At 54.9% G+C, this 25,886-nt stretch carries 23 protein-coding genes and 1 tRNA gene; 12 read left to right on the forward strand and 12 right to left on the reverse strand.

Annotated elements, in window-relative coordinates; all coding sequences use genetic code 11:
* Window position 1: 1 nt before the first annotated feature.
* Window positions 2-772, reverse strand: coding sequence for a tRNA (cytosine(32)/uridine(32)-2'-O)-methyltransferase TrmJ (gene trmJ / locus PSH94_RS20845; RefSeq protein ID WP_253509282.1), 771 nt, complete (start codon window positions 770-772; stop codon window positions 2-4).
* Between the two features lie 145 nt (window positions 773-917).
* Between trmJ and suhB the strand changes: the two genes are divergently transcribed.
* Window positions 918-1,733, forward strand: a complete 816-nt coding sequence (gene suhB / locus PSH94_RS20850) for an inositol-phosphate phosphatase (RefSeq protein ID WP_003175971.1) — start codon at window positions 918-920, stop codon at window positions 1,731-1,733.
* Between the two features lie 160 nt (window positions 1,734-1,893).
* On the opposite strand, the gene PSH94_RS20855 is transcribed toward suhB, so the two are convergent.
* The 6 genes from PSH94_RS20855 to queA form a co-directional block, all read right to left on the reverse strand.
* On the reverse strand, window positions 1,894-2,436 hold the full coding sequence (locus PSH94_RS20855) for a glycine zipper 2TM domain-containing protein (protein WP_034100446.1): 543 nt from the start codon (window positions 2,434-2,436) through the stop codon (window positions 1,894-1,896).
* 123 nt (window positions 2,437-2,559) lie between these two features.
* The gene (secF, locus tag PSH94_RS20860; RefSeq protein WP_181078675.1) at window positions 2,560-3,474 is read right to left on the reverse strand and encodes a protein translocase subunit SecF; all 915 of its coding nucleotides are present in this window, start codon (window positions 3,472-3,474) and stop codon (window positions 2,560-2,562) included.
* A gap of 9 nt (window positions 3,475-3,483) precedes the next feature.
* Entirely contained in the window at window positions 3,484-5,352 is a 1,869-nt protein-coding gene (gene secD / locus PSH94_RS20865) for a protein translocase subunit SecD (RefSeq protein ID WP_181078677.1), read from the reverse strand.
* A gap of 62 nt (window positions 5,353-5,414) precedes the next feature.
* Entirely contained in the window at window positions 5,415-5,753 is a 339-nt protein-coding gene (yajC, locus tag PSH94_RS20870; RefSeq protein WP_003175975.1) for a preprotein translocase subunit YajC, read from the reverse strand.
* A gap of 43 nt (window positions 5,754-5,796) precedes the next feature.
* Window positions 5,797-6,912, reverse strand: a complete 1,116-nt coding sequence (gene tgt / locus PSH94_RS20875; RefSeq protein WP_010565220.1) for a tRNA guanosine(34) transglycosylase Tgt — start codon at window positions 6,910-6,912, stop codon at window positions 5,797-5,799.
* Window positions 6,913-6,917: 5 nt separating this feature from the next.
* Window positions 6,918-7,967, reverse strand: coding sequence for a tRNA preQ1(34) S-adenosylmethionine ribosyltransferase-isomerase QueA (gene queA / locus PSH94_RS20880; RefSeq protein ID WP_266246660.1), 1,050 nt, complete (start codon window positions 7,965-7,967; stop codon window positions 6,918-6,920).
* A gap of 108 nt (window positions 7,968-8,075) precedes the next feature.
* On the opposite strand from queA, the gene PSH94_RS20885 reads away from it, so the two are divergent.
* The 10 genes from PSH94_RS20885 to PSH94_RS20930 all read left to right on the forward strand — a co-directional run bounded on the left by PSH94_RS20885 (window position 8,076) and on the right by PSH94_RS20930 (window position 16,577).
* A tRNA-Leu gene (locus PSH94_RS20885) sits at window positions 8,076-8,160 on the forward strand.
* Window positions 8,161-8,325: 165 nt separating this feature from the next.
* Window positions 8,326-9,567 (forward strand): tyrosine-type recombinase/integrase, encoded by a 1,242-nt coding sequence (locus tag PSH94_RS20890; RefSeq protein ID WP_305435657.1) that lies wholly within the window; start codon window positions 8,326-8,328, stop codon window positions 9,565-9,567.
* Between the two features lie 246 nt (window positions 9,568-9,813).
* A complete protein-coding gene (locus PSH94_RS20895; RefSeq protein WP_305435658.1) occupies window positions 9,814-10,758 on the forward strand; it encodes a hypothetical protein in 945 nt (314 codons plus the stop codon).
* An 82-nt stretch (window positions 10,759-10,840) separates the two neighbouring features.
* Entirely contained in the window at window positions 10,841-11,095 is a 255-nt protein-coding gene (locus tag PSH94_RS20900; RefSeq protein ID WP_026078127.1) for an AlpA family transcriptional regulator, read from the forward strand.
* Window positions 11,092-11,397, forward strand: a complete 306-nt coding sequence (locus PSH94_RS20905; RefSeq protein ID WP_305435660.1) for a hypothetical protein — start codon at window positions 11,092-11,094, stop codon at window positions 11,395-11,397. The genes PSH94_RS20900 and PSH94_RS20905 overlap by 4 nt, the downstream gene beginning before the upstream one ends.
* 527 nt (window positions 11,398-11,924) lie before the next feature.
* Window positions 11,925-12,209, forward strand: coding sequence for a hypothetical protein (locus PSH94_RS20910; RefSeq protein ID WP_105162821.1), 285 nt, complete (start codon window positions 11,925-11,927; stop codon window positions 12,207-12,209).
* The gene (locus tag PSH94_RS20915) at window positions 12,206-12,478 is read left to right on the forward strand and encodes a DUF3077 domain-containing protein (RefSeq protein WP_305435662.1); all 273 of its coding nucleotides are present in this window, start codon (window positions 12,206-12,208) and stop codon (window positions 12,476-12,478) included. Before PSH94_RS20910 ends, PSH94_RS20915 begins: the two co-directional genes overlap by 4 nt.
* Window positions 12,475-15,363, forward strand: coding sequence for a DUF927 domain-containing protein (locus tag PSH94_RS20920; RefSeq protein ID WP_305435663.1), 2,889 nt, complete (start codon window positions 12,475-12,477; stop codon window positions 15,361-15,363). The genes PSH94_RS20915 and PSH94_RS20920 overlap by 4 nt, the downstream gene beginning before the upstream one ends.
* A 98-nt stretch (window positions 15,364-15,461) precedes the next feature.
* The gene (locus PSH94_RS20925; RefSeq protein WP_305435664.1) at window positions 15,462-16,304 is read left to right on the forward strand and encodes a chromosome segregation protein SMC; all 843 of its coding nucleotides are present in this window, start codon (window positions 15,462-15,464) and stop codon (window positions 16,302-16,304) included.
* A 63-nt stretch (window positions 16,305-16,367) separates the two neighbouring features.
* The gene (locus tag PSH94_RS20930; RefSeq protein WP_305435665.1) at window positions 16,368-16,577 is read left to right on the forward strand and encodes a hypothetical protein; all 210 of its coding nucleotides are present in this window, start codon (window positions 16,368-16,370) and stop codon (window positions 16,575-16,577) included.
* Between the two features lie 214 nt (window positions 16,578-16,791).
* Here PSH94_RS20930 and PSH94_RS20935 read toward each other — a convergent pair whose 3' ends face one another.
* From PSH94_RS20935 to PSH94_RS20955, 5 genes are all read right to left on the reverse strand, one after another.
* A complete protein-coding gene (locus tag PSH94_RS20935; protein ID WP_305435667.1) occupies window positions 16,792-17,865 on the reverse strand; it encodes a hypothetical protein in 1,074 nt (357 codons plus the stop codon).
* Complete coding sequence (locus PSH94_RS20940) at window positions 17,855-18,793, reverse strand: hypothetical protein (protein WP_305435668.1); 939 nt, start codon at window positions 18,791-18,793, stop codon at window positions 17,855-17,857. The genes PSH94_RS20935 and PSH94_RS20940 overlap by 11 nt, the downstream gene beginning before the upstream one ends.
* A complete protein-coding gene (locus tag PSH94_RS20945) occupies window positions 18,790-20,661 on the reverse strand; it encodes a hypothetical protein (RefSeq protein WP_305435670.1) in 1,872 nt (623 codons plus the stop codon). The genes PSH94_RS20940 and PSH94_RS20945 overlap by 4 nt, the downstream gene beginning before the upstream one ends.
* Window positions 20,648-21,544: a hypothetical protein gene (locus PSH94_RS20950; RefSeq protein WP_116628779.1), complete on the reverse strand. Its 897-nt coding sequence runs from the start codon at window positions 21,542-21,544 to the stop codon at window positions 20,648-20,650. Before PSH94_RS20950 ends, PSH94_RS20945 begins: the two co-directional genes overlap by 14 nt.
* Window positions 21,545-22,096: 552 nt before the next feature.
* Window positions 22,097-23,632, reverse strand: a complete 1,536-nt coding sequence (locus PSH94_RS20955; protein WP_305435672.1) for a protein kinase — start codon at window positions 23,630-23,632, stop codon at window positions 22,097-22,099.
* A gap of 941 nt (window positions 23,633-24,573) precedes the next feature.
* On the opposite strand from PSH94_RS20955, the gene PSH94_RS20960 reads away from it, so the two are divergent.
* Complete coding sequence (locus tag PSH94_RS20960; protein WP_305435673.1) at window positions 24,574-25,482, forward strand: hypothetical protein; 909 nt, start codon at window positions 24,574-24,576, stop codon at window positions 25,480-25,482.
* The last annotated feature ends 404 nt before the right edge of the window (window positions 25,483-25,886 follow it).

Below are 25,886 nucleotides of genomic sequence, written 5' to 3' on the forward strand. Positions count from 1 at the left end.
TTTAATCCTTCCGCTTAAGGAGCTCGCCACGGGCCGCTTTCTGGGTTTCCGTGAGGATGCCACGCAATATATTCATTTCCGCTCGACTGATCGAGCTGCGCCCGTACAGGCGACGCAGGCGGGCCATCAAGTGCCGCGGCTTTTCAGGATCGAGGAATTCGATGGTGACCAGGGTGTGCTCCAGGTGCTCATAGAACCGCTCCAGCTCATCCATGGTGGCCAGCTCGCCACTTTTGGTGGACGCCACTTCATCCTTCTCGACCTTGCTCGGCTGACCCTCAGCGGCCAGCCAGGCCATGCGCACTTCGTAACTCAACACCTGCACCGCCGCCCCGAGGTTCAGCGAACTGAATTCAGGGTCTGATGGAATGTGCACATGGAAGTGACATCGCTGCAGCTCCTCATTGGTCAGGCCGGAGTCTTCACGGCCGAACACCAAAGCGATTTCGGCGCCACCGGCCGCTTCTTCCACCACCTTGGTACCGCACTCACGCGGGTCCAGCAGCGGCCAGGGGATGCGGCGGTCGCGCGCACTGGTGCCGAGCACCAGATTGCAGCCAACCAAGGCGTCTTCCAGGGTGGCGACCACCTGGGCCTTTTCCAGGATGTCATTGGCGCCGGAGGCGCGCGCATCGGCCTCGTGGTGCGGGAACACACGCGGCTCGACCAGCACCAGGCGCGTCAGCCCCATGTTCTTCATGGCTCGCGCCACCCCACCGATGTTGCCGGGATGACTGGTATTGACCAAGACGACACGAATGTTTTGCAGCAAGGGAGGCGCTCTCGGACACAGGAAAGGGGAGCAAATCTTACAGAACAGCCTAAGGTTATGCCATGAAAGCGAACGTCGTCCTTCACCTGAACAAAGTTTCTGCTAGAATGCCCGGCTTTCTTTAACAACCTTAGGTGACACATCCATGCAGCCCATGCTGAATATCGCGCTGCGCGCCGCCCGCAGCGCCAGTGAATTGATCTTCCGCTCCATCGAGCGCCTGGATACCATCAAGGTCGACGAAAAAGACGCCAAGGATTATGTATCCGAGGTGGATCGCGCCGCCGAACAGAAAATCATCGACGCACTACGCAAGGCCTACCCTACCCACGGCATCCTCGGTGAAGAAACCGGTTTGCACAAAGGCAGCGGCGAAGGCGAAGACTATCTGTGGATCATCGACCCACTGGATGGCACCACCAACTTCCTGCGTGGCATCCCGCACTTTGCCGTGAGCATTGCCTGCAAATACCGTGGTCGCCTTGAGCACGCGGTGGTACTCGACCCGGTTCGCCAGGAAGAATTCACCGCCAGCCGTGGCCGTGGCGCTCAACTGAACGGTCGTCGTCTGCGCGTCAGCGGTCGCACCAGCCTGGACGGCGCTCTTCTGGGCACTGGCTTCCCATTCCGCGACGACCAGATGGATAACCTGGAAAACTACCTGGGCATGTTCCGCGCCCTGGTTGGCCAGACCGCCGGCATCCGTCGCGCCGGCGCGGCAAGCCTGGACCTGGCCTACGTGGCTGCCGGTCGTTTCGATGCGTTCTGGGAGTCGGGCCTGTCCGAGTGGGACATGGCGGCAGGCGCCCTGTTGATTCAGGAAGCCGGCGGCCTGGTGAGCGACTTCACCGGCGGTCACGATTTCCTGGAAAAAGGCCACGTGGTTGCCGGGAACACCAAATGCTTCAAGGCAGTACTGACGGCGATCCAGCCGCATCTGCCGGCGTCGCTGAAGCGCTAAGCGAACGAGCACAAAAAAAGCACCCTTCGGGGTGCTTTTTTATGCCTGGGATTTGGTGCGAGCCGGAATACCAGCAGCGCCACAAATCAAATGTGGGAGAGCGCAAGCCCCTCCCACATTTTGAACGCACAGACCTTTTGAATCTGCGCCCAGGCCAGTATTACTGCTGGTTTTGACCGAGGACGAGACGCCCTTCCTTGTCGACTGGAATCTGGCCGCCTGGATCACGATCCATACGCACCGAACCTTCCTTGCCATCCAAGGTGTACCGCACGTCATAGCCTACGACCTTATCGCTGATGTCGTTGACGGTGTTACAGCGGGTTTGCGTGGTGGTGTAGGTATCGCGGTTCTGCATACCTTCCTGCACCTTGTTGCCGGCGTAACCGCCACCGACCGCGCCGGCCACGGTGGCCAGTTTCTTACCGTTGCCGCCGCCGATCTGGTTACCCAACAGGCCGCCTGCGAGGGCGCCTACGACGGTACCGGCAATTTGATGCTGATCCTGCACCGGACGCTGCCGGGTCACGGTGACGTCCTTGCAGACCTCACGCGGGGTTTTGATCTGGGTCTTGACCGGCTGCACCGCCAGTACTTGCGCATACTCAGGGCCGCTTTTTACCAGGCTGTAGGTGGCGACAGCACCCCCGGCAGTCACACCGACAGCACCCAATACCGCACCAACCAGTAACGACTTGTTCACGTTGAACCTCCTGACCATCACAAACGGACCGAAAGGTCCGCGCTATACCCAGCCTTGGAGCAAAAAAAAAGGCGCGAGTTCAATACTCGCGCCTTCTTTGTAACAGCGATCAACAAGCGCCCATCAAGGACGGTCGTCGACCTCCTTGCCTGTGGTGGTCGGAGGGATCAGGTCTTCGCTGTTGAGGTTCAGCCAGATCAGCACCACGTTGGCGATGTAGATCGATGAGTAGGTGCCCGCCAGAACGCCGATGAACAGCGCCAGGGAAAAGCCCCACAGGTTGTCGCCACCGAAGATCATCAACGCCGCGATCGCCAGCAAGGTGGAGATCGACGTCGCCATGGTCCGCAACAGGGTCTGGGTGGTGGAGATGTTGATGTTCTCGATCAACGACGCCTTGCGCAGTACGCGGAAGTTCTCGCGAACCCGGTCGAATACCACGATGGTGTCGTTAAGGGAGTAACCGATGATTGCCAGCACCGCCGCCAGCACGGTCAGGTCGAAGGTAATCTGGAAATAGGCCAGGATACCCACGGTCACGATCACGTCGTGGATCAGCGACACGATGGCGCCGACACCGAACTTCCACTGAAAGCGGAACGCCAGGTAGATCATGATGCCGACCAGCGCCATCAGCATGCCGAGGCCGCCCTGGTCGCGCAGCTCTTCACCGACCTGCGGCCCCACGAACTCGACGCGCTTGACCGACGCCGGGTTATCGCCACCGACCTTCTGCAAGGCCTCGGCGACCTGATGACCCAGTTGCGGGTCTTCGCCAGGCATGCGCACCAGCAGGTCGGTGGTGGCACCGAAGTTCTGCACGATGGCTTCGTGATAACCGGCCTTGACCAGCTCGTTGCGCACCAGGGTAACGTCGGCCGGCTTCTCGTAGGTCAGCTCGATGAGCGTACCGCCGGTGAAGTCCAGCCCGTAGTTCAGCCCCTTATGGAACCAGCTGAACAATGCCAGAACGGTAAGGAGCACTGTGGCGCCGAACGCAATGTTGCGAACGCCCATGAAGTTGATTGTACGTAACATGGCAGCCCCTTAAATCCACAACTTCTTGAAGTCACGCCCGCCAAAGATCAGGTTGACCATTGCGCGGGTCACCATGATGGCCGTGAACATCGAGGTAAAGATACCCAGGGACATGGTCACCGCAAAACCTTTGACCGGGCCGGTGCCCATGGCAAAGAGAATCCCGCCGACCAGCAAGGTGGTCAGGTTGGAGTCGAGAATCGCGGTAAATGCCCGGCCGAAGCCTTCGTTGATTGCGCGCTGCACGGTCATGCCGGCGGCGATCTCTTCGCGAATACGCGAGAAGATCAGCACGTTGGCGTCCACCGCCATACCCATGGTGAGTACGATACCGGCGATGCCTGGCAGGGTCAGCGTAGCCCCCAGCAGCGACATCAGCGCCAGCAGCATCACCATGTTGCCCGCCAGGGCCACGGTGGCAATGATGCCGAAGAAGCGGTAGATGGCGATGATGAACAGCGACACGAACAGCATGCCCCACAAGGCCGCGTCGATACCCTTGGTGATGTTGTCCGCACCCAGGCTCGGGCCGATGGTACGTTCTTCGGCGAAGTACATCGGCGCCGCCAGGCCACCGGCGCGCAGCAGCAGCGCCAGCTCGGACGATTCGCCCTGGCCGTTCAGGCCAGTGATGCGGAACTGAGCACCCAGCGGCGACTGGATGGTCGCCAGGCTGATGATCTTCTTCTCTTCTTTGAACGACTGCACCGGCACGTCTTTCTCGACGCCGTTGACCATTTGCTTGGTGTAGGTGGTGATCGGACGTTGCTCGATGAAGATCACCGCCATGCTGCGGCCGACGTTGCTGCGCGTGGCGCGGCTCATCAGTTCGCCGCCGTGGCCATCCAGGCGGATGTTCACTTCAGGAGTACCGTGCTCGCCGAAACCGGCCTTGGCATCGGTCACCTGGTCACCGGTGATGATCAAGCCACGCTCGATCAGCGCTGGAGGACGGTTGCCCTCGCGGAACTCGAACTCTTCGGAAGTGGCGCGCGAAGCACCCGGCTCGGCGGCCAGGCGGAATTCCAGGTTGGCGGTCTTGCCCAGGATACGCTTGGCTTCAGCGGTGTCCTGCACGCCCGGCAGCTCAACCACGATACGGTTGGCGCCCTGGCGCTGCACGATCGGCTCGGCCACACCCAGCTCGTTGACGCGGTTACGCACCGTGGTCAGGTTCTGCTTGATGGAGTATTCGCGGATTTCCGCGATCTTGGCCGGGCTCATCGCCAGACGCAGTACAGCCTGGCCATTCAGGTCAGCCGGTACGATGTCGAAATCGTTGAAGTTCTTGCGGATCAGCGCACGGGCCTGTTCGCGGGAAGCTTCGTCGGAGAAGCCCAGCTGGATGGCACCGTTGAGCTGCGGCAGGCTGCGATAACGCAGCTTCTCTTTGCGCAGCAGGCTCTTCACGTCGCCTTCGTAGACCTTCAGGCGCGCGTCGAGGGCTTTGTCCATGTCGACTTCCAGCAGGAAGTGCACACCACCGGACAAGTCCAGGCCCAGCTTCATCGGGTGCGCGCCAATGCTGCGCAACCATTGCGGGGTGGTCTGTGCCAGGTTGAGCGCGACTACATAATCGTCACCCATGGCCTTGCGCACGACATCCTTGGCCGGCAATTGGTCTTCCTGCTTGGTCAGGCGCAGCAAGCCGCCCTTCGCACCAGCCGCCAATGTTGCCGCCTTGACCTGGATACCCGCGTCGGTGAGCGCCTTGCTCGCACGGTCCAGATCAGCCTGATTGACCTGCAGCGAAGTGCTGGCGCCAGTGATCTGGATCGCCGGGTCATCAGGGTAGAGATTGGGAGCGGAATAAATAAAACCGATCGCCAGCACCGCCAGGATCAGTACGTATTTCCACAGAGGGTATTTGTTCAGCATCACGCCGCCCGCTTATAACGCGGGGCGCCTTGCGCGCCCCGTCGATTGGTAAAGGTTGTTACTTAGATCGCTTTGAGCGTGCCTTTAGGCAGCGTGGCGGCGATGGCGCCCTTCTGGAACTTCATTTCCACGGTATCGGAGACTTCCAGTACCACGAAAGCATCGGACACTTTGGTGATCTTGCCGGCGATACCGCCGGTGGTCACGACTTCGTCGCCTTTCTGCAGGCTGCCCAGCAGGTTCTTCTGCTCTTTGGCGCGCTTGGCCTGTGGACGCCAGATCATCAGGTAGAAGATGACCAGAAAGCCGACCAGGAAAATCCACTCGAAACCACCGCCCATAGGGCCCGCGGCGGCAGGCGCAGCGGCGTCGGCCATGGCGTTAGAGATAAAAAAGCTCATTTAGCACTCCAGTTGCAAATAGTGAATCTTAGGGTCGGGAAACTCAGTCCAAGGGCGGCACAGGGAGCCCGCGCTTGGCATAGAAGGCATCGACGAAGGCGGCCAATGTACCCTGTTGAATAGCCTCGCGCAAACCAGCCATCAGGACTTGGTAATGGCGCAAATTGTGGATGGTATTCAACATGCTACCCAGCATTTCCCCGCACTTGTCCAGATGGTGCAGATAAGCACGGGAGAAGTTCTGGCAGGTGTAGCAGTCACAGGTGGGATCCAGCGGCGAATCATCATGGCGATGGAACGCGTTACGGATCTTCAGCACGCCTGTATCGATGAACAGATGCCCATTGCGGGCATTACGGGTTGGCATCACGCAATCGAACATGTCCACACCGCGGCGCACACCCTCTACCAGATCCTCCGGTTTGCCAACGCCCATAAGGTAACGAGGTTTGTCAGCCGGCATCAGGCCCGGCAGGTAATCCAGCACCTTGATCATCTCGTGCTTGGGCTCGCCCACCGATAGACCGCCAATGGCCAGGCCGTCGAAGCCGATCTTGTCGAGGCCTTCCAGCGAACGCTTGCGCAGGCTTTCATGCATGCCACCCTGGACGATACCGAACAGCGCCGCAGTATTGTCGCCATGGGCGTTCTTCGAGCGCTGGGCCCAACGCAGCGACAACTCCATGGACACCCGCGCGACATCTTCATCGGCCGGGTACGGAGTGCATTCGTCGAAAATCATCACGATGTCGGAGCCCAGGTCACGCTGCACCTGCATCGACTCTTCCGGGCCCATGAACACCTTGGAACCGTCGACCGGAGAGGCGAAGGTCACGCCCTCCTCCTTGATCTTGCGCATGGCGCCCAGGCTGAACACCTGGAAGCCACCGGAGTCGGTGAGGATCGGACCTTGCCACTTCATGAAATCATGCAGGTCGCCATGCTTCTTGATCACTTCCGTGCCCGGGCGCAGCCACAGGTGGAAGGTATTGCCGAGGATGATCTCGGCGCCGGTGGCGACGATGTCGCGCGGCAGCATGCCCTTAACGGTGCCATAGGTGCCGACCGGCATGAACGCCGGGGTCTCCACGGTGCCGCGCGGGAAGGTCAGGCGGCCGCGACGGGCCTTGCCGTCGGTGGCCAGCAATTCAAACGACATACGACTCATAGTTGTTCCTCCGGGCCGCGCGGCGCCGGGTTACGGGTGATGAACATCGCATCACCGTAGCTGAAAAAACGGTACTCATTGGCGATGGCGGCCTGGTAGGCGGCCATGGTCTCGGGGTAACCGGCAAATGCCGACACCAGCATCAACAGCGTGGATTCCGGCAAATGGAAGTTGGTGACCAGGCAATCGACCACATGGAACGGCCGGCCTGGGTAAATGAAGATATCCGTGTCGCCGCTGAACGGCTTGAGCACGCCATCGCGCGCCGCGCTTTCCAGGGAGCGCACGCTGGTGGTGCCGACCGCGACCACCCGCCCGCCGCGCGCTTTGCACGCATTGACTGCGTCCACCACGTCCTGGCTGACTTCCAGCCACTCGCTATGCATGTGATGGTCTTCGATGTTCTCCACACGCACCGGCTGAAACGTGCCGGCCCCCACGTGCAGGGTGACATAGGCGGTCTCGACGCCCTTGGCGGCAATCGCCTCCAGCAGCGGCTGGTCGAAATGCAGCCCGGCGGTCGGCGCGGCCACCGCACCCAGGCGCTGGGAGTACACGGTCTGGTAGCGCTCGCGGTCGGCGTCGTCATCCGGGCGGTCTATATAAGGAGGCAACGGCATATGGCCGACGCGCTCCAGCAACGGCAAGACCTCCTCGGCGAACTTGAGCTCGAACAAGGCATCATGGCGCGCCACCATCTCGGCTTCGCCACCACCATCGATCAAGATGCTCGACCCTGGTTTCGGCGACTTGCTGGAGCGCACATGGGCCAGCACGCGATGGCTGTCCAGCACCCTTTCCACCAGAATTTCCAGCTTGCCGCCGGAGGCTTTCTGGCCGAACAGCCGCGCCGGAATCACCCGGGTATTGTTGAACACCATCAAATCGCCCGGGCGTAAATGCTCAAGCAAATCAGTGAATTGACGGTGTGCGAGGGCACCGCTCGGCCCGTCCAGGGTCAGCAGTCGACTGGCGCGACGCTCGGCCAACGGGTGGCGAGCGATCAGCGAATCAGGGAGCTCAAAAGTAAAGTCAGCAACGCGCATGATGGGGTTCGTCTAGCAGGGCCGGGAAGTCTAGCGGAAATAGTCAAAATTGACCATGAAACGTGATTGACCAACGGTAATCACCTCTCTATACTTCGCCGCCATTGAGCCCTGATGGCGGAATTGGTAGACGCGGCGGATTCAAAATCCGTTTTCGAAAGGAGTGGGAGTTCGAGTCTCCCTCGGGGCACCATATAGCAGTATCTGAAAGTCTCTACCAGACTATCAGCACCAGAGAAACCGGCCACCTAAGCCGGTTTTTTTGTGTCCGCTTATCTACCTCTGTATCCCCTTATCCGTTGTATCCCTGTATCCCTGCTTGTATCCTGAGGAAAACACCGAACTTTGGGATACAAGGATGAAGCGCGCAGATATCAAGCGCCGCCCTCTCGCAGACACAACGCTTGCAGGGCTGGAGCCGGAGTCAAAGGAATACCGGGAGCTAGACGGAAACGGCCTCTACTTCAGGGTCAAACCTGATGGCGGTAAATCTTGGCAGCTTCGCTACAAACGTCCGGCGGGCAATTGGGCTTGGATGGGGCTCGGGGGTTACCCAGAAGTCAGTGGTGCGCTGGCAAGAGACAAAGCTGCCGATCTACGCAAAGTAGTGAGTAGCGGCGCCGACCCCCTTGAGCAGAAACGATCCGCTAAAGCTGCAATCGATGCGGCCAAGACCCGTACGTTTCGAGCTGCCGCTGAAGCTTGGCTTAAGGCCAAAGAAGAAAAGGGCCTTGCACCCTCTACCCTTCACAAAATCCGCACCTACCTCGACAAGGACATACTCCCAGCACTGGGAGATAAGCCCCTCGACGAAATCACCCGCACCGACTGTGCAGATCTCCAGGCAACCCTCGAAGCTAGAGACGCTCACAACGTGGCGGAAAAGTGCCGCACCTGGATCAACCAAATCTTCGGCCGAGCCATTGGTTTAGGACTCACCGAAAACGATCCGGGCAGCCGCCTTCGCGACATTGCCGCCCAGGCACCCAAGACTCAGCAGCATCCACACTTACTGGAGCCTGAACTGGCTGAGTTTCTCCAAGCACTTAAAAACACTCCGAGCAGACTGACGGCACGCACCGCCGCTTGGCTTTGTATCTGGACGGCATCCCGCCCAGGCATGGTCCGCTTGGCTGAATGGAAAGAGTTTGACCTTGAGAAGGCCGTTTGGACGACGCCTGCTGCCAAGATGAAGATGCGTCGGGATTTTGTATGCCCCCTTCCCCACCAAGCAGTTACAGCTTTGAGGGAGCTGCACTGCTTAACGGGACGGAGTCGTTGGCTTTTCCCTGGCGTAGGAGCGAAGAACCCAACCATCAGCGAAAACACAATCAACAAAGTCTTCGCCACCATCGGCTACAAAGGTCGTCTCGTAGGGCACGGTACTCGACACACCGCGAGCACGTTACTTCGAGAGCATGGCTGGCCGAAGGAACATGTTGAAGCACAGCTGGCTCACAAAGAGGAAGGCATCTCGGGGGTATACAACAAGGCCCAATACTTTGAGCAACGCGTAAAAATGATGCAATGGTACGCCGATCACCTTGATTCCCTAGAGGCCGGAAATGTAGTGCAAGGTCAATTTGGGAAGGCTGTGTGAAGTCGTTAACCCCCTTCCCTTTAAAAAATAGTGTTACGGGTGTTACGCGTGTTACGCCTATCTTCAAGCCATTGTTTTTATTGGATATATTGAGCGTTACACGCGTTGCAAAGCTTCTGAGCACCACGTGTTACATCGAGCAGTCGTGTTACAGAAAGGTCACACCCTCAACCCAGCTGGGATTGACGCTTCCAGCTGAAAATCGCTGTAACAGCCTATCGGCTTCGGGGCAGCGGGGAGATCTAAATGGACTTTGAACGGGGCATCAATGCAGAAGAGCTTGAACTCGAAATCGCAGGCTTCGATGTAACGTGCCTGATGTGGGATCAGGACGACGTCGAGGCAGCCGTTCGCAGTCTTGTGCTGTTTCCGCAGTTCAACGAACACTTCAAAGACGCCTTCGATCTGATCAACACGGCCACCTCGTTCTGGCTTGAGGAGGGCTCATACGCTCCGTGTGCAGAGTCGGTAACAAAAACCCTTTATCGACTTCGCGATCCCATTAGCGAGCATGCCAGTTATGCAGAGGCAGGCTCATTGCCCAGTGTCATTCGACGGTTTCTTGGGGTGAGTCATTCCGCAGCAGATTCACAGCTTACGGCTACCTTTGCCCTGGTCATGGGAACGCAGGCTGTGGAGACGCTTGCAAATTGGCTGTTCGACCTTGAGCTCACCACTTACGACATTGATGCAGACCTGATAGAGCAGCTGAAACACGACTCTCCCCGCCAGTACCTTGCCCTGATCGAAAAAGAGCGGGACCGCAGCAGTGGAAACGAGATCAGGGCACGAGAAGAATTCGCGACGTTGCTAGGCGAGGCGAATCAGGCGCTGCTGATGGCGAGTCTTTATCGCCAGGTGGAGCAAATGGATGTGTTTAAAAAAGGCTTCAACACATCAAGCTTGATGCATCGAATTCTCGACGACGCCTTGTCTACAAAGGCGACGAGAAGGGGTCAGGAAGCCGGCAAGGGGAACCGAGATCCCAACTCAAAAATACAGACCGACACAATGGATAGACGAGCAAAAATCAAGGTTGCTGCCGAGCAAATCATTAACGGCCGAAAAATTGAAATGCGAAGTCTGTCCGACTCTGAACTCACCAATATTCTTTTCAACCAAAAGGTTCACGGTACGGAAAAGACCATCCGACGCCATTTGGAAGCTTTGAAGCTTCGACCTCTGAAATAAAAAAGGGAGCGGACACAGTCCACTCCCGTCCCCCTGCGTAGCGTATGACCCGTTGTCTCAATTAACAAAGGGTTAGCTCGCTATGACTACCGTATTAAAAGCAATTCCCTCGCATGATCCCTCAATGACCCTCATCCGCATGCCAGAGGTCATTTCAATCGTAGGGCTCGCACGCCCGACTATCTACAAGCTGATGCGTCAACCTGAAAGCGGATTCCCGTTGCCGGTAAAGCTGAGTAACAGCAATGCCCGAAGCGCTCCGGTTGCGTGGGTATTGGGGGAAGTTCAGGCATGGACACGCGCACGCATCGCTGCCCGTGATCAGGTGGCAGCATGAAAAATCGTGTCGCCAACAAGGCCATTTTGCAGCCCTTTTCTGTACTCAGAACAGTCGGATTCTCATCACGCGGTATGCAGCGTTTTGAACGTTACCGCACAGAGCAAAAACGCCTGAACCGGGACGTGATGGTGATGCGATGGAGAGATGGCATCTGGTGCGCATTGTCAGTTCCCTGCCAAGCCCCGCAAGCAATCATCGTCGACGAAGGCCAACAAATCGACGCCTACGAGGATGCACGCGCCTGCCTCGAAGGCGACCTATTGCCCTTTGTCTCCCTGCGCTGGGACGCCCATGCCTGAAACGAAAACGCCCCCGGAGGCAACCGGAGGCGTTGAGGTAAATCTACATGCCTGATCAATTTATGCCGCATCGAAAAAATCCGCAAGCGATCCACACAGTTGCACTTTCAAAAAACGGGCGTTACTCTCTGACGGTCGCTGCAAATTCAGCGACCGGGTTTGGCGACCCGAGATACTTGGCGCACAGGCGCCCCATCCGACAGCAGGCGCTTTTTTTGTGCCCGCCGTTTCGTGTTATGGCAGCTGTGCGTGGGAGACCTTCGGGTCTGCCGGGTTCCAAGTTCCCGGTTCGCCAACCTGCGCACAGCTGCCACCCTAAATCGTTTGGCGACGATCAGTGGCAGCTCCATCTTCAAACTTGGAGTGTCACCTATGCCCGCCCTCAATCCGTCCAAAATTCGCGCCGCCGCTCATCGAGCAATGGCTCTCGCCGCTTTACACGCCAACTCCAGCCTCGCTACACGCCTTTCCCGTTACAACGCCCATATGTCCAAGGCTCGCGCCCTGGAAGCCGCAGGGGGTGCCCAATGAGCATACTCCCAGGCTTCTCACTTCCCGAGGATCTGCTCTGCGTCAGCCAGGATGCTGAAGCCGGTATTCCCATTGATGCCATCACCTGCGCCCTCGACCGTGCCGACTCAGTTCTGATGCTCCTGGAAGATCATTTAGACGGCGATAAACCCGTGCTCTCCAACCGCGTGCTGTCATCCGTCATTTGGGACGTTCGCGGCACCTTGGGCTTGATCAAAACACTCGCCTTGTACGGTGATGCCTCCTCTGTGCCAATGGGCCAGAAAGGCGGTGCCTTGTGAAGGCAGCCACTACTCTCGGGCGTGCCGAATTCTCATGTGCTAACGACACCCACCAGAAGCTATTCCGGGTGAATGCAGGCGTGCCTCTTGAGGATGCGCTTGAAGCAATTTCACTGTTTCAGCACTACGCCAATCAACTGACCCTCGATGCTGCCATGAGTAACGAGGGCGAGCGTTTCAGTTGGCCGGCGTTCTACCTGGGCGAGATGGCAAAAGCACTGATCGATGACGTCAACGATGCGCTGTATGCAACGAGGACAGCCCCATGACTCAGCGCACCGGCAACAACTCAAAACGTCCCAGCTTTGCCGATGTGAAAAGCGCTGCCCTGAAGAACATCGACCGCGTGCTTGCCCACTGGCTGCCAAACGGCAAACGCGTCGACGGCGGCAAGGAATACACCGCACCTAATCCCACGCGTACAGACAAACGCGCAGGCTCACTCAAGATCAATTTGAGCAAAGGCACCTGGGCGGATTTTGCCACCGGCGATAAGGGCGGCGACCTGATTGACCTGGTGCGCTACATCGACGGCGGCACCGACGTTGAGGCCTGCAAAAAGCTGGCGGATCTGCTCAGTGTTTCCGCTGGCTCTGCGACTGCCAAAAGCGCACCGGCCAAAAGCGCAACGCCGGAGTGGATTGCGATTGAACCGATCCCGGCCGAGGCCATGAACAAGTGTCCAACCAAACACCGGCAACACGGTGTTCCGTCCAAAGTGTGGATCTATCGCGATGCTCAGGGCCAGCCGGTCATGGCGCTGTATCGCTTCGACCTGGGTCCCGATGAAGACGGCAAGCCGCGAAAGGTTTTCGCACCGTTGACCTGGTGCAAGCGCTCCGATGGGCAAACCACGCAATGGCGCTGGCAAGGATTGCTGGAGCCTCGGCCACTGCTGCGCCTGGATGAGCTGGCACAGCGCGCCGATGCGCCTGTGGTGCTGTGTGAAGGCGAAAAGGCTGCTGATGCCGCCGCTGAACTGATGCCCGACCATGTAGCCACGTGCTGGCCGAACGGCTCCAACTCTTGGCACAAGGCCGACCTGACGCCACTCAAAGGGCGCACGGTGGTGCTATGGCCGGATAACGATGCCAGCGGGAAGACCTGCATGGGCGCTATCGAGCTAAAGTTGATTGAACTGGGCGTCGCTTCGGTACAACGAATCTCGCTCGACGTGTTCAAGCTCAAGCCCAGCAGCAAAGGCGGCAAGCCCACGCTCATCAAGGGTGGAAAATGGGCAGACGGCGACGATGCAGCGGATGCGTTAGCCAAAGGCTGGACCGCTGCCCACGTCGCCGAGCTGGTGCGCAGCGGTGAGTTTTTCGGCGGTGCCGCTGAGCCAACTGAACCTCAAGAACAGAAGGCCAAGGCGCCCGCCAAACGCCCTGCGAAATCGAAAAATGACTTATTGCCGGGCGGCTTTCGCCTGACGCCTGAAGGGGTGTTTTATTCCGGCGATGATGGCGAGGCGCGCCCCGTGTGTTCGTCTTTGGAAATCATCGCTCGCACTCGCGACGACAAGGGCCACAACTGGGGCTTGCTTGTCGAGTTCGACGACCCGGACGGCGCCAAAAAGCGCTGGAACATTCCGGCCCGAACCATGACCGGCGACTTCGGCAAAGATGTACTCGGCCCGCTGGTAGACATGGGTCTGCGCCTTGCCGGAAGCCGATCAGGGCGCAACGCACGCAATGACCTGCAGAGTTATCTCGGCGGCTTCGACAGTGCCCAGCGCGCCCGCTTGGTGACGCGTTTGGGCTGGCACGACAACGCCTTCCTTTTGCCCGAACAACAGATCGGCTCGCACGCCGAGCACCTGCATTTTTATGAGGCCGGTGCGCAGCTGCCGCCGATCAGCGAGGCGGGATCTCTTGAGCAATGGCAAAAGCAAATCGGTGCGCTGTGCGTTGGTAACCATCGCTTAGCGTTTGTCGTCTCTGTGGCCTTTGCAGGGCCTCTGCTAAACCTGCTGGGGCATGAGTCAGGCGGCTTCCACCTGTATGGCGACAGCTCCGGGGGCAAGACCACTCACCTACAAGTCGCCGCCTCGGTTTATGGCGGGCCGCGTCTGGTGCGTTCGTGGCGCTCGACAGATAACGCCTTGGAGTCCATCGCCGCTGCACACTCAGACGGCCTCCTGGTGCTGGATGAAATCGGCATGTGTGACCCACGCATTATTGGCGAGACGGTGTACATGCTCGGCAATGGCACCGGTAAGGCCCGGGCGAATGATCGGGGACAAGCGGGCCGACAGGTGCAAGAGTGGCGCTTACTGTTTCTCTCGACCGGCGAGAAGACATTGGCGCAGCACATGGCGGATGCCAACAAGGAACTGAAAGCCGGTATGGAGGTGCGCATGCTTGCCGTGCCAGCGGATGCCAGCAAAGGCCTCGGCATGTTCGATGTGCTGAATGGTTTTGAGGACGCTGCAGCCCTCTCCGATGCGCTCAAGGCCCGTGTCGCTAAATACTACGGCACACCCCTCACCGCCTTCCTGCACGCACTGTGTGCGCCTGGAGAAATGCTCAGGTGGTCGGTGATAGTTCGCCGCACGGTAGAACAGTTCATCACCCAAAACCTGCCCGCTTCAGCCAGTGGACAAGCCCAGCGCGCCGCCCTTCGCTTCGGCCTCGCGGCAGCGGCGGGAGAGTTGGCGACTGCCTTCGGAGTCACCGGTTGGCCCGACGGCACGGCCACGACCGCCGCAAGGGTGTGCCTGCATGCATGGCTGGCAGAGCGGGGCGGCGCCGGTAACTTCGAGGGTGATGCGATTTTGGCGCGGCTGCGCCAGGTCATCGAGCGGTTTGGAGAAAGCCGCTTTACCCGCTGGGAGTCCGCCGCCGCCAAGATCGATGAACACGGCCCACGCACGATTGATCGGCTGGGCTTTCGCAAGACCATGGAACACGGCATGGGCGACACCCTGCACACCATCAACACCTACTACGTGCTGCCGGAAGCCTGGAGGGCCGAAATTTTCAAGGGCATGAATATCAGCGCAGTGAACAAGGAGCTGCTGCAACGGGGCGTGCTTGAGCCGGGAAGTGACGGCAAGGCTTACAGCTTGATCCGTCTGCCCGGGCTAGGCCCCCAGCGCTGCTATGTGGTGAAGACGGCTCCGGGGACGGATGAAGGCGAGGCCAAGGCCGCTTGACGGCATGCCTACTGATAGAGGTAGCGCCGGCTCATTACCGGCCTCGCCAGCCGTTCGACAACCATCCCTATCAACCGCAGTACCCAGAGACAATACAGATGAACACTATCCAAGAACTGAAAGACCGCCGCGACACACTGACCCTCGAAATGGAGAGCATTCAGCGCGACCTGGCGCCCTTCGAAGAAGCGCTGGAAAGTCCCGAGGTTATCCAGGAGGGCCGTCAAAGGGCCGTCCAGGATGAAATCAACGATCACAAAAGACGCATCGACTCGCGAGACTTTGAGATCCATCGTCTGAATCAAAAAATCGATCGCCTCGAGACTTTGGCGAACTGTGAGAGCTTGGCTGCGGGTTACCTCAGCGGCATGGCGAACTGGAAAGCCGACGAGATGGAGCTTAACGCAAAGCGCACCAGTATCGAGACCAGGTTGCAGCAAGTCCGCCAGAGCGATCAGGAAGACATGGCAAAGGCTCGACAAGCTGAAACGGACGCAGCCACTGCTTACGCACAGGCTGTCGCCTGGGGCGACGTGGAGGGCGAGAAAACCGCTAACGCGGAAGCTCAAAAGGCAGCAAAAAATCTCACGGCTGCGGCTGAGCATCACCGTCGCCAACAACTGATCATCAACGCGCTGGAGCAAGAGTTGGTGACGATTGATCTGCACATCACTGAGGCACAAAAAGAATGCGCCAAGATCGAGAACAACGCGGCTCACCTGGCGAACACTGTGCTGGAAGAACAATGGAATGAGGCGGCGAAAGCATTGCTGGAGACCGGTGGCAAGTTGTGGGCTGCGCGCAGACTGATTAATCGTGATCCGGTTGCGCTGCTGAATCTGGACATCCCTGAGCAAGGTGAAAACTTCGGAAGCTGGACCTTCCGAGAACTTGCAGAACGCTCACACCAACACAGCCTGCTTGACCTGTTGGCGGCCTAACCTAAACCCTCCCCGAAACAACCGGCGAGCGCCGGTTGCTTCGGGCCTACCATCGGTCTAACCATGAACCACGCACCACAGAACAGCGCTCAGATACCTGATGACCTAAAGGCCCGAAAGCTGCATTTAAACGGGATAATCGTCGGCATCGCTGGCATGAAAAAGCTCAACGCAAGAGCAAACAAAATCACCAAGGTTGAGACGCTCACGATTGATGCAATCAAGGCAGAGCTGGATTTCATTGACCTCCAGCTCAAAAGAAAGAGCGGGTGATTAAGAGGCGGAAGCCTGATCGGCTTCCGTTTCGCTACACCGATTTGCGCATAGCGAAGCAAACACATCAGCGCGTGAAAGTTAAAGAGACGTTTGTGATCGTCGAAGCCGCCGCTCTGGCAGCTTTTTCATGCCTTGTCTCAAGCTGACGTTGGGTAGGGCATTTTCGAGCAGCATGACTGCCGGATCATGATCGCTAAGGATTGACGCGATCTCAAGAATTCAATATCGGATTAGGGGACACCGCTATAACAGGAAGCCAAAGGCTCAATCTTGCCATGGTGATGTAACGAGCACCTGTACCTCGGTAAAGGCCCTTGAATTCCGCCCAGCGAGAGTGAATCCGTTTCTCCGCTTTAGTTGCCCCCGCTTTTGTAGAGAACTCCAACGCGATGACGCAGTCAGAAAGCTGCACGGTTTGCTCTAGCTTAACTGCTTTCACGGCCTGAAAGTCCGGGAGGCCGACTCTAGGGACTAAAATGACCCATCCTTTTGTCCTTCCCTTAGCCACATTGCCGGTTTTGGATAGACCTTCAATTTTGCCTGCAGCCGCAATGTACTTAAGATCTGTAGAGTGTACAAACGGTACTCCAGACGAATTAGAGACATTCAGATGGACTGGAAGGCTGCCTCGCAAGAGCCTGGCATGGATGACGCCATTGTAATGCCTGAATTCTTGATGATACTGCTGATGACCTCCAGGCAGGATCTGGACGACGGAGGCCTGAACTTTGGCACCGCGGAATGTGCATCGTTGCAAGTCTGCCAATTTTGTAAGTTGATAGTCTTCCGCAAGAGCTTTTCGGGCGTCCTGATCAGTTTCAGAGTAGAGAAGAGATTCTGGCGCTATCACGATGGCGCCCAAACGGGGCTGGAACAAGTCGAAGCTTCGCAGCAGGTGGGCCATTGCGATGCTTCCCCTCATTTCTTTTCCGGCAAACTGGATCTCTACGAATTTCTTATGTCCGTGGCTGAATGGCGGATTAAGCACCAGCAAATCGACAGGCTGCCGCCTATGCAAGGTCTCGCAGGTACTTGGATGGAGCAAGTCACCTATGGACAAATGCCAGTCAGGCCTTCTCAGCCGTAGCTGACTGATCGCTTCCACATCACGGTCAATTCCAATAGATTCTACTGAGCCAAACACCGCGTTTGCGGCATCTAAAAGCCGGCCAGATCCACACGTGGAGTCGGCGCACACCTTAGGCACATAAGGAAACACGCCGCGCTCTAGGGCGCTAACCGCGACGTCTTCCGGCGTATAGTACCTATCCAAATCAATAGGCATGGAAGTCCTCAAAATCGTAGACGTGGACTATCCCCACACCTGACGTTCGTCCACTTTTCTTCACAGGATGGTCAAATAATATTTCGGTCGTTTCGGCATGCTTCATAGCGAATAGAACAGAGCCAATAGCGTGCGGCTTGGTGCCGACAAGCGCCAAGTATATATAGTGCTCTGGGTAATCTCTACGAATCTTGGTCAGAGCTTCGAATGCCTCGAATGGACAGCTTGCACGGGCATATCTTACCTCCGAATGGGCTTTGTACTCATCCAGAAACATTCGGTTGCACCCGACCGTGAACGCTGGGTATTCGAGTTGAAATCCCGGAGCTCCCACCACAGGGATGACTTTCGGAACTGGGTCAAGCTGGGCAGCAAGGTGTTCAGGACGATTACCTTCAAACCCCAACATTGCTATAAACAGACACCGGTCTTCATCATCTGGCCCTGCCAGTTGGGCGAAGCCTGGCAATGGGGCTAACCCACCAAATGTGACACTTAGGTCGAAAATGGCAGAGGACGCAGGGCTGGGATGAGGGGTATAAGACTCTGGCTCAACGTACATCAAGCGCGTGTTGATTTTTTGCGTGTAGGCACTTTTAAAGAGTGGCGCCCATACATCATGGGAAAGTCCCGTGACGTCAATTAAGAAATCTCGAGAATGAAAGATGGAGTTTATAGAGTCTTCGTCTCTAAGAGAGATGCGCAACTCTTGGGCTTTATGACGTACTACTATCGTATCTTTGTCTAAGCTCTTAATCGATACGATTCGCTCAGGAGCGGTGCGCTGGATTTCCTCCCATGCGTAGAGCCTGTCCCTATTCTCCGCTAAATCATCGGCAAGGATTATTGTCTCTTCCGGCTTTAAATCGCTAATCGTAAAGTTTTTGAAACGCTTGGTATGGAGCGACGGCAAAGGCAATCTGATCATTTTGCTTGCCCGTCATCATAAAATGCAGAAAAAAGTGCCAATTGTTCTGGCAGATCGTCCTCAGTTGTTTGAGGCCTCTCATCAAGAAGCGCAGAAATTGCCCGCGCAGGGCGATCCTCTAGCACCCTTATAAGGGTCGAGGCCTCGATAGACATACGTCTTTTTTTACGATGTGAGATCTCAAAAAAGGCGCTGAAGATTCTGTGCAAGCGGTATTCATCATCTCTGAGCTCGACGCTGCTGGTGGATTTTGTTCTGGGGTCTGATTCGAATGCGAGGTGACCAACGCCTTCCTGCAGCAAGCGATGAATCCTAGCAGTTTCCGTTTGGTTGCCTGATAAGACAAAAGATGTAACTTCTGGAGTTTTACCGCTTGGTTCTCTTGCGAGCTCAAAGAACACCTTGCCTATAGCAAGAACCAGTCGCTTAAGCTGCACGCCATGGTCTGCAAGTCCCTCTAGCTGATTGAGACGCCGTTTCCCAACTTCTCTAGCCGCGAGAGTTTGAGATTTTGCGGAAATAATTAGAGGTCGCTGGTTGGCTCCCTCCTCATCGAGCTGGAAACCGATCGCAGTATCGATTAGTTCCAAGAAGTATCGTATGTTTCCAGCGGCGAGTGAGAGCAGCGTCCGCTCACCGCAATAGTACTTTCTAATCCTCGCGCCTTTTCGGCCTTTTGAAAGCCAAAAAAGGCTGGCGTAGCCGTGATTGCCTAGTCTGGTTTTCCATTCAGCCTCTTTGTTAAACCAGTCATTTGCCAGTTCTTGTAATGAACCACCTTCACTTTGTTGCCAGTACTTAAGAAAGGAAAGCTCAGCATGAGACTTTTGACTGAAATAGCTGTAGTGCTTGTCAGCTTTAAGTTCATCGAGCACAGCAGCAGCAACTCGATCTGCTCCTAAAACGACAGCCTCCTCAGCAAGCGACAGCTCTTGCAAGAAGTCGCGAAGATTGTCGGAAATCTGCGCCCCAACGCCTTGGGCGTATTTAAGTCTTAACTCCGCAACAGCCTTCGCAAAGAATTCAAAGCCCTCGTCAGCGATCTCAATTTCCAGACAATCGTCTGGCACTCGCAGCAAGTCCTGTCCATCCAATGTCTGCCTATTGCGGAGTCCGTTTTTTCTGACGCCTACCTTGTAAGACAGCGGTGGTTCAGCATGCTTTATGTACGTGTTAAGTATAGCTTGTTGATAATCTAACAGATTTTCGTATTCATCAATGCAGCAAAATATGACTCTGTCACCGAGTAGGTTTTGAGATTGAATAGCTTCAGCAAATGTTCGGAGAGGAGACTCCGCCATTGATAGCGTTATCCCAAGATCCTTCATAGGATTGTTAACTTGGAGCTGTAGGGATGAAATTGCCTTCTTTATCAAAATTTTCAGTTGATCAAGCGTTTCACAGCATTCCAGCCCTAGCTCTAGCGCAATTGTTTCCAGGTGCTCCGGCTGTAACCTTAAACCCTGCTTAGTTTCCAGCCAGAGTGTCAGATTTACCATTTCGCTGCAGACTGACAGGTTGAAGTAATGGGCAAATAACTTTGACCACCTTTCCTCCCCAAGGCCGCTGCCTGCAAAAGCACGAACCCGATTCTTGTTCATTCGAACAAGCACACCCAAATACTCTTGGTCTGCGAAGGATTGACCGCTACCTTCCAGGCGCTCTAGCATCGAATCGTAGCGTAACGACTGCAGTGCCGTTGTCTTACCCGTTCCGCGCCCCCCAACAAGGAAGCATGGACGCATTACTTCAAGTTTTCCTAGGTAAGCTGGTTTGACAAATAATTCTTTGAAATTAGCAGATGGCCATTCTGCCCGGTTATCGCCAAAAAGCTGTCTCAAGACACCTGCGGAATTATGTTCGCTCAATTAGTGGCTCCCAGTTGTCTCGCCCCGGTGACCAAAAAATCGGCAGGGTGGCGTCAGGTATTGAATGTTCAAAGCCGAACATCAGGCCTCGTGTTTTATATCCAAACATCAGGTAGTTTTGATTATTAGCGATGTACGGCTCTGTCGGTGTCAGACGAGGCGTGTATTTAGCCAAAAATTGCAGAATGGGTGATTTCCAGCTGGGGTTTGAATCCATCACGCCTTCTATAGTGGATTTTCTTTCCAGTATGTGTGTGGCGCATACCGCAACAGAAGGAGCGCAATTATTGATTTTAATGAGGCCAAAATCAGTTGTAACTAACGTCACGTATATTGCAGTGAAATGGGTCTTCGAGTGGGCGTCTGCAAATGATCTGCTCTGCTTATCAAGCATATTCCATGTTGAGACAAATTGATCACCGGAACCCACGAAGTCATCAATAAAGATCACCGTGCCGCCCTGGTACGCGTGGTCAAGTGCCGCGTCCGAGTCCAGTACAAAACTGTCGTTCAGGTGTAACAGCTGCCGGGCGCTGCGGCATAGAAAGTAGCCGGAATCAGTAGGGTTGGGGTTCTCCCCCCTTACTGGCGTCAAGACCGCTGAACTGATACTTGCCACAAGCTCCGCCCATTGGGGAGCAGACGGACCTTTAGCCATCCCGTCACCAATTGAATTATAGGAGGCCACCAGCAGGGCGTCAGTGAGCGATTTATTATAGAAAGTGAACTTATCCAACAGAAAGGCTGCGATGTGGGCGTCTGAGTCGTCGAAATTCCTGAGCCAAGCCCGAGGGCGTAGCTTGGGTTCAGGCGGCCACAAGCCTGCTCGCTTGAGGATGTCACATTTAGACAAAATTTCTTGCACTTGAGTGTCGGCGCGCAATTGGGAACTCCATGTTTCATTGCTGCGGCTCACGGCAGGCCGAAGCTCATTCTGGTGACCGCATCCATATCCAGAAACTGTGAATTGGGCAAAGGAGACGTGTGGTTAGGCGGAAACTGATACTGGCTTGAACCGCTTAACCACCACTTAGGAAATGATTTTGAGGCTATCAAAATGCTATGCAGGCGTCTACCAACCGCCGACCCACTCATGGGGTGACCAACGCACATTGGTTCAGACAGGTGGGAGGTAAGGGTTGTCTAGCATAGTCGACGCCGCCTAGGATGATCCTAGAAATTAGCGGGGCGCTTGTTCAAAACGCGGGACGACAGCTATCGAACGTTAAATCCGGCCTAGATTTGCAACATACGGCTGAGCTCACTGACCGTATAGCATCCGCTTCTGGCCGAATTCTGCAGCTACAGATCGACAGCGATCAATCCCAAAAGTCCACCATCTCCCCGTCCGAGGCAGCCAGATACACGGCTGCACACGGCTACTTTAGCTAAGGGGCGACCCAACTTATGCTTTTTGATCGCTCGTTGGAGCTGATCAGTTGTACATCGTTATCTCAGGGCTATGATGGCTTTGTGTTTCTTTTTTGTAAGTTTCCAAGGAAGAGGGCTCAATGCCCCCCGCATTAACCACTCTCTCAAGAAACCTTTCTGTTGGAGTTCTGTCCATCATGCACGCTGTTGCAGTACCTTTCGGCACAACTATATAGGCATACTTTTCAAGATGCCTATCTCTGTCTTTGAATGAATCACGATCAACCTTTAACACATCACCCTTGTGTTCATAATATCCGTTGTTCGTTTCGTTACAGTCGATATACTGGTCGCCCCATAGCGTCGCATAATCAGTTTTTCTCTCTGCGCCTAACGCCCTTGAAATTGGTTGCCCTTCATTATCAACGAGATCAAAAGGGGCTGACGGCGCTAATAACAAAATAAAGAAATTTTTGTAGGGATAATGAGAGTCCCTGTGAATAATTAGCTTAGACAGCTTTATTTCAGTCATATCGCAAAATAAGTAATTTGAATCTGACAACTGTTCAATTCCGGTTAATTCATTGTCGCCACCATCTAGGCTCATATACCAGAAGTCATCAAAATTGCAATCTTCTTGAAAATTCTTAAAAAATCTATTGCAAACTTTTGTATCGGTAATTTCTAAGACACCTTGTATTGTTGGTACTGAGCGCCTGATAGAGTTGTCCAGTGCATGCAGTGCTTTCCAGTAGTCAGGCCTGCTCGGCTGTTTTAGCTGCTTTAAAAAATCAGATATCTCTGACATTGATTGAAAACGTTTAACCGGATCATTGATCAAACATTTTCTTAAAATTTGACTCAGATGTTTTAGCTTTTCCGGAGAGTTTGCGTTTGCAATTGGGTGCATTTCCAAACCCCTAATTGTGTTACCTGTCAAATACCAATAAATCACCTGACCCAAAGAATAAATATCGCATGATGCCTTGACTGGCTCTTTGCTATTTATTTGTTCCGGAGCGCTAAAGCCAAAGTTTGCCATGCGCTCGGATGGCTTTGTTTTAGAGTCTCTCTCGAACTTATCATCTGAAAAGTGCGCAATCCCTAGATCACCGACGACATATTCATCGGCACTTTTGTCAAAAAAAATATTTTGAGGTTTAAGGTCGCGATGAATTATTTCATGAGAGTGGAGGTGGGTAAGGGCTCTGGCTAAACACGCAAATAAACTCCATGCTTTTTCCGATCTGGCATCCTCATCATCAGTACTTATAACCCCCTCGGAGCTTAAGGTGCCATCGTAGTACTTCATCAAGATAATGAAATATTTCTCATCCTCCACATCGATTTTGTCAAAGTGATATGTTCTGGCAATATTCTTGTGTGAAGGTATTTGCACTGAGCAGAAAAACTCATCCTTGAATCGATTTAACTTAGATTCTTCTGAAGTCTTTAAAAACTTAACAGCAAAACTTGTGCCCCCTTTCTTAAATTGAAAAACGAAGCTATTTCCTCCCTCACCCAAGCTCCCTACATATTCAAATTCGCCTAAATCGGTCTGAATTGTTTTTTTACTACTTAATTTTTTACTTAGACTCATTTTCATCTTCTTAATTTTTTATAAATTCACTTACTCAACAATAGAATTATAATCAAAATAATTAGTCAGAGTGATTTTTCCCTCCATTCGGCCCCAATAGCGGCTCATGCCTAAACCCTCATCGACTTGGAAAAACGCAGTGAAAACGTAACATGACCTGCGCGGAGATTACGAAGTCGCTAGCGGCGTGTCCATTACCTATTTTCACCCTTCAACGCTACTCGTATCAAAACGTTGGCAGCATTCCCCGGGCCGCTTCTAACCGAAAGCGACCATAAACGACCGCTGGGCGATAGCGGCCCTTCTAAGCGGAGGGCTCGCGTCCGATGACATTCGCGGAACTCATCATGAACCGCTCCTCGCTGAGCAGTTACTGATGTAACACCTACTTACCATGTAACACGTCTAGCGGCAAACGAAGAACAACCGTGTAACGCTATATAAATCGTTTTAAATCATATAGTTACCACACACCGTAACAAGCGTAACACCCGTAACACGGTTTTAGGGTACCCCCCGAGCCCCATAACCATTGCTCCTCCAGCGAAGGGATGTGGGTCATGCTCTTAGCTTTGGTTCGGTAGTGGGGACCCTGGAGTACTCTTGAAGGTACGGGGTCGGAAACCCGCGCGTTCGTGTTAGCGGCTGGATTTTTTAAGTCGGTTGACAGCCATCTCCCTGGTTGACGCCATGCAGGTGTTCACTATCAGCAACAGACAAAGCCACCGTTACCAAAGCGGTAACGATGGTCCTTTTTCTTCAAGATCCTTTCAATTTCAACGATTGAAATTTCAGTAACTTCCACCACCTCCCACTAGCTTGATCCCGCGGGTTTCATGCCCCGTACCATCACTTGTCTTCCAGGGGCCCCGGCGGTTTCTGGGCAAGTAGGCTACGCTGGTCGCTAACCCATGATCGCCCCCTCCTGAACCGAGCAATTTATGAGTCAGCTAACCACCACGGCACGATTTGAATGCCCTGCATGTAGGCAAGAAGCCTGCGTAACTGTTGAAGTGCCAGAGGTAGATTGGTGCGTCGAGCCGCTCTCGGACTCCCTGTCGGAGGATGACGGTGAAATGGCATGTGACCAATGTGGAGAGTTCTTCAATATCAACATTCAGAACTCCCCTGCTGGCTGCTTTATAGAAATTCTCGATCATCCCGATGTTGATGTCGATGCAGACGAGACTCCCTTTGGGTCGGGCGACTCAGAGGAAAATGAATGGCTCAACAATTCTATTCCCCAGAGGCCATACGAGATTTACATCTCTACCTATCACCACCTGGGTGATGTGCTCGCCGAGTGTTCAGGTAGTGAACTGGGAGTTTTTAAGCGGTCAGCATCGATAATACAGAGAATGATTTTCGCCGAAACAATCAGCTCGATGGAGGCGTATCTAGGAGACACACTCCAAAGCGTAGTGCTGACCGAACCGCAGGCAATGCAACGATTAGCCATCAAAGATAAAGAGCTATCCGCTGAGAAGGTCCCTTTGAGCGCTATATTGGCGAACCCTGAGGTGGTAAGTGACAGAATCCGCAGCTATCTCAAGGGGCTGCTTTATCACAACCTCCCAAAAATCGAGGTGATTTTTAAGATCGCTCTAGAGGTAGATATCTTTCCAGACGAAAAGCTCAAGATCAGACTTCTTGAATTGGTGCAGCTTAGGCATGACGTTGTTCATAGGAACGGAAAGGACAAGAACGGGGCGGAGCACTCATTCCCTGCAGAATGGGTTACAGAGGCAATGGAGGACGTTAGAAAATTCGTCGAAACCGTTGAAGCATCTGTCGTACGTGCTCGCGTTGCATTACTTTTCCCGACCAAGGATAAGCCGCAGCCAGACTAAATATGTATCCCGGCTTGTATCCCTGCCCAGAAAATCACTCTGCAAGGCTTGATTTATATGGAGTGCACGAGTCTCCCTCGGGCACCATCTTAAAAAAAGACCTTGAAATTCAAGGTCTTTTTTTTCGCCTGTCGAAAAGTGCGGGCCGGCCGATTCACCGCTCACGCCAGCCGAAAACACGATCCACTGCGTGAGCTGGCTTGCCTGCGACTACCATAGCCTACCCAGACATCTGCGCTGAAAACATTACCCGAGAAACTAAGGTTTTGTGGTGAGCAGGCTTGCCCTGCGCTGGGCTGCGAAGCAGTCCCAATTAAAGGCACCGGGATTTTTCTGTTAGTTACTCAGCGTGTAGTTTTAGGGCCGCTGCGCAGCCCAGCGCGGGGCAAGCCTGCTCACTACAG

It is taken from the genome of Pseudomonas sp. FP2254 (assembly GCF_030687695.1).
GTDB classification, from domain to species: Bacteria; Pseudomonadota; Gammaproteobacteria; order Pseudomonadales; family Pseudomonadaceae; genus Aquipseudomonas; species Aquipseudomonas quebecensis.